The sequence below is a fragment of the Mesorhizobium sp. WSM4810 genome (genome assembly GCF_055811235.1).
Genome location: NZ_JBVVQV010000001.1, coordinates 62,578 through 77,292 on the forward strand (window position 1 = coordinate 62,578; position 14,715 = coordinate 77,292).

Sequence of the window (14,715 nt, forward strand, 5' to 3'; positions counted from 1 at the left end):
CTTTCGCTCACAGTTTTCCAATGTCTGACGTTTCTGTCCGCACCGGCGAACCTCCGGGAGCAATACTTCCATAGCAGTTTTTGGGGAGCAAGATCGTTCTCTCACACCTGATCGATGCGCGGTCCGCCGGGAACCGTGAATGCCCAGGCTCTGCTTTACCATTCCTGCTCGCTAAGGCATACCTTCAGTCCGCTGGTGATTTGGGGGAACAAGTGGCAATCCAAAAAGATAACAATTCCGATCTCAATTTTACGGCGGATCTTTTCAGGGCTGCGGACAAGCTCAGAGGAAATTTAGAGCCATCCGAATACAAGCACGTTGCGCTTGGCCTGATATTCCTCAAGTACATTTCCGACGCCTTCGAGGCGCAGCACGCGAAGCTGGCGGCGGACGAATACGCTGATCCAGAGGACGCGGAAGAATATCTGGCAGAGCACGTGTTCTGGGTGCCGAAGGAGGCGCGCTGGTCGCATCTTCGGGCCAACGCCAAGCGTCCGGAGATCGGCAAGCTGATAGACGAGGCGATGGAGGCCATCGAAAAGGCCCCATCGAATGAGGGGCTCAAAGGCGTCCTGCCGAAGAACTACGCACGCCCGACGCTCAACAAGACGATGCTCGGGGAACTGATCGACCTGTTCTCCAACATCGGCATGCACGACAGCATCTACAAGGCGAATGACCTGCTTGGCCGGGTCTATGAGTATTTCCTGTCGGGCTTCGCCGGGTCCGAGGGCAAGCGCGGCGGCGAGTTCTTCACGCCGCGTTCGGTGGTGCGCACGCTGGTCGAGTTGCTCGAACCCTACAAGGGCCGTGTCTACGACCCGTGCTGCGGCTCGGGCGGCATGTTCGTGCAGTCGGAGAAATTCATCGAGGAGCACGGCGGTCGACGCGACGCCATCGCCGTCTACGGGCAGGAGATCAACCACACGACCTGGCGGCTGGCGAAGATGAACCTCGCCGTGCAGGGCATCGACGCCGACATCCGCTGGAACAACGAGGGCAGTTTTCACCGCGACGAGTTCCCCGACCTGAAGGCCGATTTCATCCTGGCCAATCCGCCGTTCAATATCTCGGATTGGGGCGGGGAACGATTGGTAGGCGATGTCCGCTGGAAGCATGGCACGCCGCCGAAGGGCAACGCCAATTTCGGCTGGCTCCAGCACATCCTGCATCACCTTGCCCCGCGTGGCACGGCCGGTGTGGTGTTGGCGAATGGCTCCATGTCCTCACAGCAGTCGGGTGAGGGCGACATCCGCAAGGCGATGATCGAGGCCGATGCGGTGGATTGCATGGTCGCGCTGCCGGGGCAATTGTTCTTCTCGACGCAAATCCCGGCCTGTCTGTGGATACTTGCGCGGGACAAGAGCACCAACGGCCATCGTGACCGACGCGGCGAAATCCTGTTCATCGACGCCCGAAAGCTCGGCTTCATGGTGGATCGTGTCCGCAAGGAGTTAAGCGCCGACGACATCGACAAGATCGCCGGAGCCTATCATCGCTGGCGGGCCAAGCCCGAGACGCGCGAAGCCAACGGCTGGGCCGAATATGCCGACGACGCCGGTTTCTGCAAATCTGCGACGATGGCAGAGGTTCGCGAACACGGGCACGTGCTGACGCCCGGACGCTATGTCGGCGCGACAAATGCCCAGGACGACGGTGTTTCATTTGCGGAGAAGTTTGACACTCTCAGGGAGCAGTTGCAGGCCCGGTTTGCTAAAGGTCGAGCGCTGGAGGAGCGGATCGAGGCTGCGTTGAATGGAGTGACTACGAGTGATTGAACTCTCCCTTGGCGACATCGCCACGTTTGTGAACGGTGACCGTGGCAAGAACTATCCGAGCGGGTCCGATTTTGTGAACCGTGGCGTGCCATTTATAAGTGCTGCTGACCTTGCCAACGGTCAGGTCAGTTGGAAAACGACGAAAAAGATCAGCGGCGAGGCATTCGAACGCCTTGGCAATGGAAAGACGCAGCCGGGAGACCTGCTGTTCTCCCTCAGGGGATCGCTTGGCAAAGTGGCGCGTATTTCAGGAGAGACGGTAGCATGCATTGCATCGTCCTTGGTCATCGTTCGAGCGAAAGAGAATGTCCTTCAGGACTATTTATTTTATATCTTGGCAGGGCCGATCGGTCAGCGTGCTGCCAAATTTTTTGATAATGGCTCCGTTCAAGGGAATATTTCTGTACGCGATCTGAAAACCACTTCCTTGTCTCTTCCATCTATTGATGAGCAGCGAGCTTTTGTAGATTTACTTGGCTCGATTGACGACAAGATTGAGCTGAACCGGCGTATGAACGAAACGTTGGAGGCAATGGCGCAGGCGATCTTCCGCGACTGGTTTTTGGATTTTGGCCCTACCCACCGCAAGATCGACGGCGTAACCGATCCAGTTGAAATCATTGGTGGCGTCGTCACCGATCCCGAAAGGGCGCAACGTCTGGCCGAGATATTTCCCGGGAGCGTGCGAGACAACGGCCTGCCGCATGGGTGGGGGGAGACGCGGCTAGATGAAATACTGGTGCTGCAACGCGGGTTTGATCTTCCGAAAGGTATCCGGACTGAGGGCGCATACCCGGTCATCGCTGCAAGCGGGTTCAACGGCACTCACAATCAATACAAGGTAAAAGCACCTGGCGTGTGCACTGGCAGAAGCGGTGTTCTAGGAAATGTATTTTATGTGCAGTCAGATTTCTGGCCTTTGAACACTTCGCTTTGGGTAAAAGAATACCCCAACTCAACTCCTATTTATGCCTATTTCGTGCTCCGTGAGATTGATCTTCATGCTTTGAATGCTGGATCGGCGGTTCCTACCCTTAATCGTAATCATGTTCATGGCCGTCTCACAGTAAAGCCTCCAATGCCGGTTGTACTCGCCTTTGACGAACTAGCTGTCTTGTTGGTGCAAAAGGCTGAGGCCAACCGTAAGGAAATTAAAACTCTGGCAGCCACTCGTGACCTTCTGCTTCCCAAGCTCATGTCCGGCGACATCACCCTTCGAGATGCCGAGCATCGACTGGAGGCAGCGCAATGACCGGGGTTTGGTGCGTCCGCGCCGACGCGGGCAAATACGCTCAGGCCTTTTTTCATGGCGGGTATTGCGGGATCGGTTGGGAGCGAATGGGTGATCTCTCGGTCACCCCCACCCGCGATGAGTTGTACCCGCTCTATCGCGCTGCCTACCCCGAGGATGACAGCAACATCGTCGTAGGCCAGCAGGTGGGGCAGCTTGCACGCTTCCTGATTGAGATGAAGGGCGGCGACACGGTGATCACGCCCGACGCCAACACCGAGCTGCTCCATCACGGCATCGTTGATCCTGATCCATCATACTTCCACGCACCGAGCGATCCGACGTGCCGCTATCCTCATCGTAGGCGTGTGAAATGGTCATCGCAGTCTCTACTCCGTTCCGGGCTGTCCGTTCCATTGCAGAACACGTTGCAGTCCTCACTTACTGTTTTTGGCGTCTCGCAGGTTGACGAGGTTCTGCAACGGACGGGACGCGGCAGTCTATCACCGGTCGTTCACACAGACGCGTACGACCCCTATCGGGCCGTTCTCGACCAAATCCTTACGCTAGACGACAAGGAGTTCGAGATACTGGTCGGCCATCTCCTCACTGCGCTTGGGTTCGAGGGATCGGAGGTAGTCGGCAAGGTGGGTGACGGCGGAGTAGACGCCATCGGCGAGTTGAACATCGCAAACCTCGCCAAGGTGAAGGTGTTCGTTCAGGCCAAGCGATACAAGCTCGGGACGAAGATTGCAGCTTCAACCGTGCGCCAGCTTCGACAAGCGATCCCGTCCAACGGCCAAGGCGCGTTTATCACCACAGCAGGCTTTCAGAAGGCCGCGTTTGATGTGGCACTTGAGGCTGGGTTCCCCCGGATCGGGTTGATCAACGGGAGCCAACTGGTCGATCTCCTGGTCGAGCACTGGTCGGACATCCCAGCGGAGTTCAAGGAACGTCTTGGGCTGAAACCCGGTCTGGTGCTGGCATGACTGACCCGCAAGCAGCGCTCAAAGCACATTGCAACGATCGCCTTGATCGCGAGGCGACAGTCCACGCTTCCGGCCACCAAAATGTCCATGCACGTCGGTATCTCCTGCTGCGCATGGGACGAGCCGCAATCGAGATCGCCATCATCGTAAAGCCCGACAGCATGCTCCAGATTTGGAGCGAGGCTGACGGCGTGGACCTTTCCAAACTTGGGGGTATCAAGCACTGGAGGCGTCCGGGCAGCGAAACCTATTCAACTAAGAACCCACACGGGAAGGTTCTTTATGGTCGGCACAGCGCACTCAGGACCTTTGACCGCCTGCATCGTGGCGATGCCGTCAGGTTCGTTCCCAAGACCATCGGTGAGGTAGAGCGTATTCTCGATGTGCTCGCCCATGGGAGCGTGCCGTGACACAAACTCCGGACAAGGACATCGTCTACAAGCAGATCGAGGCCGACTACTCGCACTCGGGCTTTCGCGAGGACATCGTCGAGGACGCAGCCATAGGCATCTTCGGTGAGCTTGGCTACGCCTACGCCCCTTCTCAGCAAATCTCGCCCGACGGCTCCGCGCCCGAGCGTGACGCCTATTCCGACACCATCCTGACATCGCGGCTGACGGCTGCGGTCGAGCGCCTGAACCTAACCATTCCTGCGGAAGCCCGGGTGTCCGCCAGCAAGCAGCTTTTCGTGACCGAGACGCCATCGCTGGTCGAGGAAAACAGGCGTATCCATCGCCTTCTCACCGAAGGTGTCGATGTTGAGTTCGTCGTGGCCGACGGGGAAATCAAGGGTGACAAGGTCTGGCTGATCGACTTCGACAATGTCGACAACAACGACTGGCTGGTGACGAACCAGTTCACCGTCGTCGAGGGTCGCCACAAGCGCCGTCCCGACATCGTCGTGTTCGTCAACGGCCTGCCGCTGGCCGTCATCGAATTGAAAAACGCTGGGGCCGAGACAGCGGATATCGGCGCTGCCTTCAACCAGTTGCAGACCTACAGGGTGCAGATACCTTCGCTGTTTCGCACCAATGCGGTGCTGATCGCCTCGGATGGGGTGCTGGCCCGGATCGGCTCGCTGACCGCCGACGAGGAACGCTTCATGCCGTGGCGCACCGTCACCGGCATGGATGGCGATTTCACGCCGCATGGCCCGCGCGAAATGGCGACGATGCTGCGCGGTGTGTTTGACCGCGAACGCTTCCTCGCCCTCTTGCGCGATTTCATTGTCTTCGGGGACAAGGGTGAAGGCCCGTTCAAGATCATTGCCGGATACCACCAGTTTCACGGGGCAAGGAAGGCACTCGCCAGTGCCATTCAAGCCGCGCGCCCGGACGGTGACCGCAAGATCGGCGTGATCTGGCATACGCAAGGTTCCGGCAAGAGCCTGCTGATGGCGTTCTTCGGCGGGTTGATCGTTCGGTCGAGAGCACTGGAGAACCCGACGCTGGTTGTCCTGACCGACCGCAATGACTTAGACGATCAGTTGTTCGGTACCTTCAGCCTGTGCCGCGACCTGATCCGCCAGAAGCCGGAGCAGGCCGATAGCCGCGACGAGTTGCGTCGCCTGCTTAATCGCGCATCGGGCGGCGTCATCTTCACGACGGTGCAGAAGTTCTCGCCGGAGGCGGGGGAGGAGAGCTTCCCCATGCTGACCGACCGGCGCAACGTCATCGTCGTGGCCGACGAGGCACACCGCAGCCAGTATGGTTTCGATGCAAAGCTCGACAAGGTGACCGGCAAGCGCCGCTACGGCTATGCCCACTATATCCGGCAGGCCATGCCCAACGCATCGTTCATCGGCTTCACCGGTACCCCGATTGAGGCCGACGATGTGAACACGCCGGCTATCTTCGGCGAGTACATCGACATCTACGACATCAGCCGCGCAGTGGAGGACGGGGCGACGGTTCCGATTTTCTATGAGAGCCGTCTTGCCCGCATCGAATTGGACGAAGACGAGAAGCCGCGCATTGATGCCGAGATCGAGGCGATCCTCGAAGACGACGAGTTATCGGAGCAGGAGAAGCAAAAGGCGAGATGGGCGACGGTGGAGCGACTGGTCGGTTCGGAAAAACGTCTGTCGCAGATCGGTGCCGATCTTGTGGAACACCTCGAAGCACGCCTTGCCGGGATGAACGGCAAGGCAATGGCAGTGTGCATGAGCCGCCGCATTTGCGTAGACCTTTACCGGCACATCATCGCATTGCGGCCCGAGTGGCACTCCGACGATGACGACAAGGGCGCGGTGAAGATCGTCATGACCGGCTCTGCGTCCGATCCGCTCGACTGGCAACCGCATATCGGCAACAAGAAGCGCCGCGACGATCTTTCCAAGCGGGCACGCGACCCTGACGATCCGCTCAAGCTGGTGATCGTTCGCGATATGTGGCTGACCGGCTTCGATGCGCCCTGCATGCACACCATGTACATCGACAAGCCGATGCGAGGCCACGGGCTGATGCAGGCGATTGCCCGCGTCAACCGGGTGTTCAAGGACAAGCCCGGCGGCTTGATCGTGGACTACATCGGCATCGCCCAGAACCTGAAAAAAGCGCTCGGCCAGTACACGAAGTCCGATCAGGAAAAGACCGGCATTGACGAGGAAGAAGCCGTCGCCGTCCTGATGGAGAAGTACGAGATCGTGCGCGGGATGTTCCATGGCCACGACTACAGCCTCGGCATCAGCGGCCAGCCCCAACAACGGCTGGCTGCCCTGGCCGATGCCATCGACTGGATACTGAAGTGGCAGGAGCAGCAAGCTGCCAAGGTCGACAGCGCGGATGACAAGAAGAAAGCGCACCGCCGCTATCAGGATGCCGTGCTGGAACTGAGCAAGGCGTACGCACTCGCCTCTGCCAGTGACGGAGCACGAGCGATCCGCGATGAGGTTGGCTTCTTTCAGGCCGTGCGGGCGGCGCTGGTCAAGACGACTGCCAAAGGCAAGATGTCGGACCGGGCCAAGAGCTTCGCCGTCGAGCAGCTTCTCAACCAAGCCGTCGCCAATGCCGAGATCGTGGACATATTGAAAGCGGCGGGCATCCAGTCGCCGGACATCTCGATCCTGTCGGACGAGTTTTTGGCCGACATCCAGAAGTTGGAGAAGAAGAACCTCGCGTTGGAGGCGTTGAAGAAGCTCCTCAACGGGGAGATCAGGAGCCGGTCGCAGTCGAACGTGGTGGAGGCGAGATCATTTTCGCAGCGGCTGGAAGAGGCCGTCGCCCGGTATCATGCCAGTGCCATCTCAACTGTCGAGATGATCCAAGAATTGATTGCGCTGGCGAAGGAAATCAAGGCCTCCGCCAGCCGTGGCGAGGAGCATGGCCTGTCTCCGGAGGAATTGGCCTTCTACGATGCGCTTGCCGAAAACGAGAGCGCAGTCGAGGCGATGGGCAGCGAGAAACTTCGCGTGATCGCCCACGAGCTGGTCGAGCAAATGCGCGGCTCGGCCACCGTAGATTGGCACCACAAGGCCAGCGCTCGCGCTCGCATGCGTGTTCTCGTCAAGCGTATCCTCAAGAAGTATGGCTACCCGCCCGATCTGGAGCAGGAGGCCGTTCAAACCGTGCTGGCCCAGGCTGAGGTAATGCTACGGGAGGTGGCAGCGGCAATTTAATGATGGCACAAACCAGAACCTCCGATAAGCGACACTTGGAAAATCCTGAATGGTGCTGGCTGCTAAACTAAAAAACCACCATCGCTCGCTTTCTGTCAAAAATGGACAATAAAGTTTTTAACTATCGAGCCTTAACAAGTGGAAATGCGCGATCGGCCTGTCCGCCTTGGTGCTTAGCATACCAATATCTGTCTCCAAGCTTAACCTTGTCGCCTCCGTATATGCTGTTCTTATGGAAAAAAACGTTGTCACCTTCTTTTGGCTGAACAAATCCCCAATATCCGTTGTCGAAAAGCGTAACGGTTCCAAATTCCCGTGGCCCTACAGAATAACAGAGCGCCTCGCATTCGGTAACTATGTTGTCAGCAGTTAGCCTCTTGGTAGGGTCGAGAACCAGGCACGCCTTTAAGATCGCGATTAATTCCAATGCAGCCGATTTGAATTGCGGATGCCCAGTCAACTGAGGTGGCACATCACGAATGTCGCCGGCCAATATTTTCGGAATTGCTTTCAGGCCGGCGCCAAATGGCCTTTCACCGGTTAGTAGCTCAAACATCATCGCACAGAGAGACCATATATCAGCCGGTTTCCCCGCAGCCTTCATGCTTTCGATCATCTCGGGGGCCATATATGGCAGTGCTCCGATCGCCGTGGCGGACGCGGTGAGACTTTCCTCCCCCCCTTCAACTGCTTCCTCCAGTTCCTTCTCAGCCATCTTGGCGATGCCAAAATCGGTGATCTTCAAGCCGTTCAAAGCAGGGCCGCCTACCGCCATGACATTGCTGGGTTTCAAATCTCGATGGATCACGCCTGCGTTATGGGAGGCAGCAATACCTTTGGCTAAGTGATGCAAAATGCGCGAAACTACGTACGGGTCAAACTTCGGTATATACTTTGTAAGCATTACTCTGAGGTCGCATCCGTCAATTAATTCTTCTATCAAATATGATCGCTCTTTCTCTTCGATATAATCTAAAGTCTTCGCGACATTGGCATGATTTACCCTCGCGCTCACAATCGCACTTCTATGAAATCGTTTGGAGGCAGAAGCGTTCTTTGGGCCTTTGAGGGCTACGTCTTTTCCCAGAAGAGTATCCTTGGCGCGATACACCTCTTGCATCCCGCCCTCGCCAACAAAATCCAAAATTAGATAGCGATCGGCAATAGTATCTCCAGGCTTATGCAGCATACCATTCATGTCGAGACCTCAGGGTGAGATATGTCTACTGTAATAGATGTCCTTTGTGAGCCCAGAGATGGGGCACCCAGCACAATCACGCAGGCCCCCGGAAGTGCCATTCCGTTCACGGCTATCATGTTGTTGACGAAGACGCTTCCGGCAACATTCCCGACTACAAAGCCAAATCCATCATAAGTAAGGGTGAATGCGCCTTGGCCTGCCACCGACAGCTTGGCCACCTTTTGCTTCGCATCCAGAACGTACCTCACTGCACCGTGAACCAAGAGAGCGCGGTGCCGATCTTTTAATAGGTGGCGACCCATCAAGTCCGCGATCGCGGCCATACTTGGTCGCTGCGAAGGCGACACAGAAAAGCATCGGTCTAGTGCAGTCAGAATGTCAGCTGGAAGAGCAAAGGGAAGCGCTTTAAAACTGACGCCAGCCGATGGAAGTGCAGGCGGCAACTTTTTTAGATCACCTGGAAGTTTTCCGAGTGAGATAGCCATACAGGTCGATCCGAATGCGAAAACATCAACAGCACGAGTGAACGATACTTTTCCGCTGGCGTCCGGAACGAACAATTCCGGGGCCATGTAGCCGCGAGTACCGATCTGCCCTACGGTGTTCGCGTCAATCTTTTCAGTTCGTGAGAGACCGAAATCGAAAATCTTTAAGCAGCCCTCCCCATCGAACTTCATGTTCTGCCGCTTTATGTCACGATGAATGCGTCCCGCAGAGTGGATGTCCGATATACCTTGCGCGATCGGAAACGCTATCTTCAGGAAAGTTTGAAGATCGTTGGGGGGCTGCACGTTAGTTAAGTCATCACCATTTAAATATTCTTCGACAAGGCCAACCAAATCACCTTTCGCGTCAGGGATCACATCGTAAATTTGCACGACGTGTTTCGATCTAATCGACTGAAGGGCAGAGATTTCGTCAAGAAGTCGTTTCTTCTCGACGTGCGCCTTTAGGCTTTTGATTACGACCAGACGGTCTAGAGGAATATCTTTATACAGAGCGGCTTCGCCCATTCCTCCGTTGCCAAAGCTCGTCCCCTGGCTCACATAACGCGCTGGAATTTTCATTTATCGTCATCACGCGGTGGAAATTCAACGTTCAGCACTGGCTTGGTTGGTGGATCAAGCGGGAGTGAAGCGTTTTGCCCGGAGCTATTCTTTTTGCTTCGCTTAGATTTTCGCCCCGGCTTGTTCTGCCGCGATTGGCCGGCGGGAGCCTTAGAAACTTGGACCTGACCTTCTTCTTCAACCCTTCGAGGCTGTTCCGGTGCAGCACCTAGTTGTTGACGATCCGACCTTTCCCCGCCACTACTCGTGATCCAAATGTTCAAGTTTTCCGAGACGGAAAGCACAGCGACCTCTCGACCTTCCATTGGTTCGTCCCCAAAATCCTGACCCAAATTCAAAACGACGCCAGATGCATTGTCGCGTCCGCCAAGGAGATTGCTAAGAGACGTCAATTTGCCAAGTAGTTCGCGATCCAACGCCTGGCATCGAGATGTGATCTTCTTCATTGTCTCCATATCGGTGCCATGTAGGCCGTCCGTCGTCAGCAGCGCGTAGTCAAAACGTTCTGACTGAAGCTCTATTACGTGGGGCTCTAGGCTCCCCTGTTCCATACCAATGAACTGGACGAGTTCCCCGGTCACACGTCCACCGTTTGCTCCCGGACCCAAATAACCTGCAATTGTGTCATCGGTACTTACTTGAACCAATTCTTTCGACTGTGAAATGCCGTATATCCGGCTGTCCCCTACGTTCACGCCATAGTGCCTGCCCGATCGGTCAATAAGGACCGCAGACAGCGTGGCTCCCCCCGTCAAATTGAGTGTTCTAAACACTGCCTCGTTTGCGTAGTTCGCTGCTCCCTCAAGCCTTTCCCGAGGTGGAAGACGCGTCGTGCGGAGTAATCTGGTCAAAAATGCACTGACAGTAATTGTCGCAGCAACATCACCCTGAGCCATTCCACCCATGCCATCGGACAGAACGGCGACACGGAAGTCCCTAGCAGGCGTATCCTTGTCGCGCATAACCAGATGGGCCACGCGATCTTGGTTTTGAGAGCGGACGTTCCCAATGCTCGAAGACAGCCAAACGTTGCGGTCGCCGTTGACTGCTCGGTTAGGCCCTGGAGTAAACAGCCTCCTAAGCCGGAGTTCGATTGGATCTAACTTCTCTTTGGTCACGCAGGCTCTCGGGCATTGTTGGAAGTGCGGAATGTGCGGCAGTCAGGGCTTATTATCCCTAGATACTGCCAACGTCTATGTTCGGTTGCCTGCCAGCGTGGCAAGGAGGGACTTTCGGCGCTCGACATGCTTATTGAGTTGGAAAGAAAAGAGATATCAGGCTCTTTTTGCGAGCCTGCTGAGTGTCGATCGTGAGCAACCGGTAGCGGAAACGATACTGTTCCAGCTTTGCCCGTCCTTAAGCATTTTCACGATAGCCGCATTGCGTTTCGCGTCTTCGGGTCGGCCTCTATAAAGACCACGGCACTTCGCCTTCTCGATACCTTGCGACTGACGACGACGGCGGTCTTCATAGTCCTTCCTGGCAATAGCCGCCAGCATGTCGAGCATCATCCCATTGATCGCGGCGAACATCCGTCCTGTGAACTCGTCGGATGCGCTTGTCATCATCGTGTGGGAGGTCGGGAGGTCAAGCGCGACGACGCGCACCTTACGATCATCTATCTCGCGCTTCAGGCGATCCCAATCGGCAGCGTTCAGGCGGCTCAACCGGTCGACTTGCTCGATCAGAAGAATGTCGCCGGGTTGACAGTCAGACAGTAGCCGGAACAGCTCCGGCCGTTGTAGCGAGGCGCCGCTCTCGTTCTCGACATAGGTCGCGGCGATGGTCAGTCCCTTGTCCTTGGCGAATGTCTGGAGGTCGATCTTCGCCCGTTCCGCGTCTTGGTCCTTGGTCGATGCTCGGAGATATGCGCGAACGAACATAAAACCCCCTTTGGTTCGTTTTAAATGGTGCCCTAATAAGTAGTTCGATTTGAATTGTCAAACGGCATTTATCGAACCAAGCCAAACACGGTTCGACAAAGGTACAGCCGGAGAGACCGGCTTCGTGGGTCAGACGTTGTGGGTGCGCGCAGGCTTTGCTCTTCCGCGCGTCCTCAGGCTGGCTTTGTCACCCGCGAGCGCATCAAGTGCGTTAGCGAGACCAATGCCCGGCTTCGCCCTGATCCGCTTGAGCAATTCCGCGTAGCCTTTCCGCTTTGGGTTCTGAGCCAGCATGGCTGCGGCGAGATGCTCGGCGACGGGATCATACGTGAATTGTAGCATCCGGTTGGAACGATTGCGGTTGAGCAGGCCGCTGGCTACCTGCATCTCGGTGACTATGGCAGGATCGACGGTAGCGTTCTGTGCGTCATTCATAAACGGGAGGACGTCGCCCTCCTTGATCAGAGTGGCGCGGAGATACTCTTGGCTCATCTCAGTCGGGGCGAGCCTCTCGCGCATCGCTTCCACTGCTACTGCGGACGCCGCACGGATCATGTCGTCGGGCCCGAGATCCAGCTTTCCCTTGCGCAGGGCTTCCACGTACCGGAATACCAATCGTGGCGCCGACGCCGACAACTCCTCGCCGGCCAAGGCCTGCTCGATGGCGAAGCGAACAAAGAGCGGGTTGACATGGTCGCGGCCGACCACTAGCGCTTCAATGTTGTCCATTATTTCGACTGCGCGATCCGCCGCATAGGTTCGCACGAAACCGGGCAGCCGGTCGGAAGTAAGTGGCTGCGCCTCGATTTCCGCAACATTTTCCCATGCCGGCTTGTCAGGCTTGCTGCGCCGAGACGTCACCAGGACGTGTCTGAAGGCCCCGTCGCGCATCGCCGCGCCGATTTGGTCCTCAGCGTCCTTGACGCTGCGCTCGCTCAGCCCGTCGAAGAGGAGGCAAATCGCGCCGGCTGCGCCAAGGGTTGCGACCATTTCGGCGGTTGGCCCGCGGCCTGCCACCCTAAGAAGCCGGGCGGCATGTTCGGTGATACTGCCGGCCCAATTCTCGTCTATCACGATCGGCAAGGGGGCCGCCTTCCCGCCTTCAGTGGCCAGTCGCAGCAGGCGAAAGGCCAGCGCGCTCTTGCCCCCTCCGCCGCCCCCGGTGATCCAGAGCCGCACGACGTGTCCGGCGACGATCTTGCCGCTAAACGAGGCGATGTCCGGCTCGTGGCCGAGGTCCGAATAGCGCTCGCGTTCCCTCACTGGCGCGCGTCCGGAAAAGTTCTGATCGACAAGCGCTCGGCGGTTCCAAGCGACCCACGCGCGCAGCGGCCGGCGCGTTTGGCCGAGGAAACCGAACAAGGTGAGAACGCCGGCGAGCCACTTCCACTTGGGCAGTTCGACGCTGCCGGTTTTCGGCATGACCCATTGCGCCAGCCGATGCGGCACGAACAGCCACATCAACACAGCGGTCACTACAGCGAGCATCCACAGTACGGCTGGCCAGAACGCAGCCTGTAAATACGCGTTCAGATTTGTATACCATTTGTTGACCGCCTCGAAAGCATACCGAGCAAACTCGATGGCGCGTTCTGGTCCGCTCCACCTGTCGAAGAGGGCCTTTAATGCACGCTCGGGAGAGATTGTGGTGAGCGCACCAGACTTCCATATGGGAAAGACGTCAGCGTCGATAGGCCGAAAGGCGTCAACTACCTCAGTTGGTGCAAACACCGATCCGTCGGCGAGGCGAATGAAGACGCCGACAGGATGCAGGAATATCTCGCCGCTCGCTTGCCCGTCTGGCGAGAGTATCGTGATGCGGTTTCCACATGCCGACCATCCAGTGTCGCCAACAAACCCTACAGACCGAGGTTTGAAAGGGCTTGCGCATCCTAGCGCTGACTGATGTAGGATACCGCCAGCCCATTGAATGACATGGATTGAGCCGGCAGCGGCGATCCGGTCCCCGGCGGGCGAGAAGGCGACGTCGAGGACGCTTTCATGGCCCTCGAACGGTGGGGCGACCTCCTTGCCGTCGAGCGTCCAAAGCCGGACCGTGCCGTCAAAGCTAGCCGAGACGATGCGGTCACCGGCGGGCGAGAAGGCGACGCTGGAGACCCACCCCTTATGGCCCTTGAAGGGCGGGGCGGCCTTCTTGCCGTCGAGCGTCCAAAGCATGCCGTCAAAGCTAGCCGAGACGATGCGGTCGCCGGCGGGCGAGAAGGCGACGTCGTGGACGGCGCCTTCATGGCCCTCGAACGGTGGGGCGGCCGCCTTGCCGTCGAGCGTCCAAAGCCGTATGCCGTCCTCGCCAGCCGAGACGATGCGGTCGCCCACGGGCGAGAAGGCGACGCTGTTGACGGACCCTTCATGGCCCTCGAACGGTGGTGCGGCCGCCTTGCCGTCGAGTGTCCAAAGCCGCACCGTACGGTCACGGGCGGCCGAGACGATGCGGTCGCCGGCGGGCGAGAAGGCGACGCTGGTGACGGACCCTTGGTGACCCTTAAACGGCGGGGCGGCCGCCTTGCCGTCGAGTGTCCAAACCCCCACCGTATCGTCAATGCGAGCCGAGATGATGCGGTCCCCGGCGGGCGAGAAGGCGACGCTGTCGTCCATCCCTGCCAAGCCCCTTAGTGGCGCGGCCGCCTCCTTGCCTTCGAGCGCCCAAAGCCGCACCGTGCTGTCATAGCCAGCCGAGACGATGCGGTCGCCGGCGGGGGAGAAGGCGACGCTGGTGAGGAACCCTTCGTGGCCCTTGAACGGCGCGGCGGCCTCCTTGCCCTCCAGTGTCCAAAGCCGCACGGAGACGTCCAAGCCAACCGAGACGATGCGGTCACCCGCGGGCGAGAAGGCGACGCTAGAGACGAGCGCATGGGCCCCGAACGGCGGAGCGGCTTCCTTGCCGTCGAGCGTCCAAAGCCGGACCGTGCCGTCCCAGCCAGCCGAGACG

The 14,715-nt window shown here is 58.0% G+C and carries 10 protein-coding genes; 5 read left to right on the forward strand and 5 right to left on the reverse strand.

Features of this window, described 5'->3' with window-relative positions; translation table 11 throughout:
• Nucleotides 1-212: 212 nt before the first annotated feature.
• From AC0L3O_RS00360 to AC0L3O_RS00380, 5 genes are read left to right on the forward strand one after another with little or no spacing between them, the layout of a single operon-like run.
• Nucleotides 213-1,778, forward strand: a complete 1,566-nt coding sequence (locus AC0L3O_RS00360) for a type I restriction-modification system subunit M (protein ID WP_473614432.1) — start codon at nt 213-215, stop codon at nt 1,776-1,778.
• Nucleotides 1,771-3,030, forward strand: coding sequence for a restriction endonuclease subunit S (locus AC0L3O_RS00365; RefSeq protein WP_473614434.1), 1,260 nt, complete (start codon nt 1,771-1,773; stop codon nt 3,028-3,030). The genes AC0L3O_RS00360 and AC0L3O_RS00365 overlap by 8 nt, the downstream gene beginning before the upstream one ends.
• Nucleotides 3,027-3,998 carry a restriction endonuclease gene (locus tag AC0L3O_RS00370; protein ID WP_473614435.1) on the forward strand — a complete coding sequence of 324 codons (972 nt, stop codon included), beginning with the start codon at nt 3,027-3,029 and terminating at the stop codon, nt 3,996-3,998. The genes AC0L3O_RS00365 and AC0L3O_RS00370 overlap by 4 nt, the downstream gene beginning before the upstream one ends.
• Nucleotides 3,995-4,408: a hypothetical protein gene (locus AC0L3O_RS00375; RefSeq protein ID WP_473614437.1), complete on the forward strand. Its 414-nt coding sequence runs from the start codon at nt 3,995-3,997 to the stop codon at nt 4,406-4,408. The genes AC0L3O_RS00370 and AC0L3O_RS00375 overlap by 4 nt, the downstream gene beginning before the upstream one ends.
• Entirely contained in the window at nt 4,405-7,614 is a 3,210-nt protein-coding gene (locus tag AC0L3O_RS00380) for a type I restriction endonuclease subunit R (protein WP_473614438.1), read from the forward strand. The genes AC0L3O_RS00375 and AC0L3O_RS00380 overlap by 4 nt, the downstream gene beginning before the upstream one ends.
• Nucleotides 7,615-7,735: 121 nt before the next feature.
• Here the strand turns inward: AC0L3O_RS00380 and AC0L3O_RS00385 are convergent, their stop codons facing one another.
• The 5 genes from AC0L3O_RS00385 to AC0L3O_RS00405 all read right to left on the reverse strand — a co-directional run.
• Entirely contained in the window at nt 7,736-8,812 is a 1,077-nt protein-coding gene (locus AC0L3O_RS00385) for a serine/threonine-protein kinase (RefSeq protein WP_473614440.1), read from the reverse strand.
• Entirely contained in the window at nt 8,809-9,882 is a 1,074-nt protein-coding gene (locus tag AC0L3O_RS00390) for a serine/threonine-protein kinase (RefSeq protein ID WP_473614441.1), read from the reverse strand. Before AC0L3O_RS00390 ends, AC0L3O_RS00385 begins: the two co-directional genes overlap by 4 nt.
• Complete coding sequence (locus AC0L3O_RS00395; RefSeq protein WP_473614442.1) at nt 9,879-11,000, reverse strand: PP2C family protein-serine/threonine phosphatase; 1,122 nt, start codon at nt 10,998-11,000, stop codon at nt 9,879-9,881. Before AC0L3O_RS00395 ends, AC0L3O_RS00390 begins: the two co-directional genes overlap by 4 nt.
• 156 nt (nt 11,001-11,156) lie before the next feature.
• Nucleotides 11,157-11,765, reverse strand: a complete 609-nt coding sequence (locus AC0L3O_RS00400; RefSeq protein ID WP_473614444.1) for a recombinase family protein — start codon at nt 11,763-11,765, stop codon at nt 11,157-11,159.
• A gap of 129 nt (nt 11,766-11,894) precedes the next feature.
• Nucleotides 11,895-14,715, reverse strand: a 2,821-nt coding sequence (locus AC0L3O_RS00405) for a WD40 repeat domain-containing protein (RefSeq protein ID WP_473614445.1), incomplete at its 5' end; no start/stop codon positions are given.

Coding starts and splice junctions, on each gene's coding strand:
- AC0L3O_RS00370 (WP_473614435.1), top strand. CDS start 3,027: ATGACCGGGGTTTGGTGCGTCCGCGCCGACGCGGGCAAATACGCTCAG.
- AC0L3O_RS00375 (WP_473614437.1), top strand. CDS start 3,995: ATGACTGACCCGCAAGCAGCGCTCAAAGCACATTGCAACGATCGCCTT.
- AC0L3O_RS00385 (WP_473614440.1), bottom strand. CDS start 8,812: ATGAATGGTATGCTGCATAAGCCTGGAGATACTATTGCCGATCGCTAT.
- AC0L3O_RS00390 (WP_473614441.1), bottom strand. CDS start 9,882: ATGAAAATTCCAGCGCGTTATGTGAGCCAGGGGACGAGCTTTGGCAAC.
- AC0L3O_RS00400 (WP_473614444.1), bottom strand. CDS start 11,765: ATGTTCGTTCGCGCATATCTCCGAGCATCGACCAAGGACCAAGACGCG.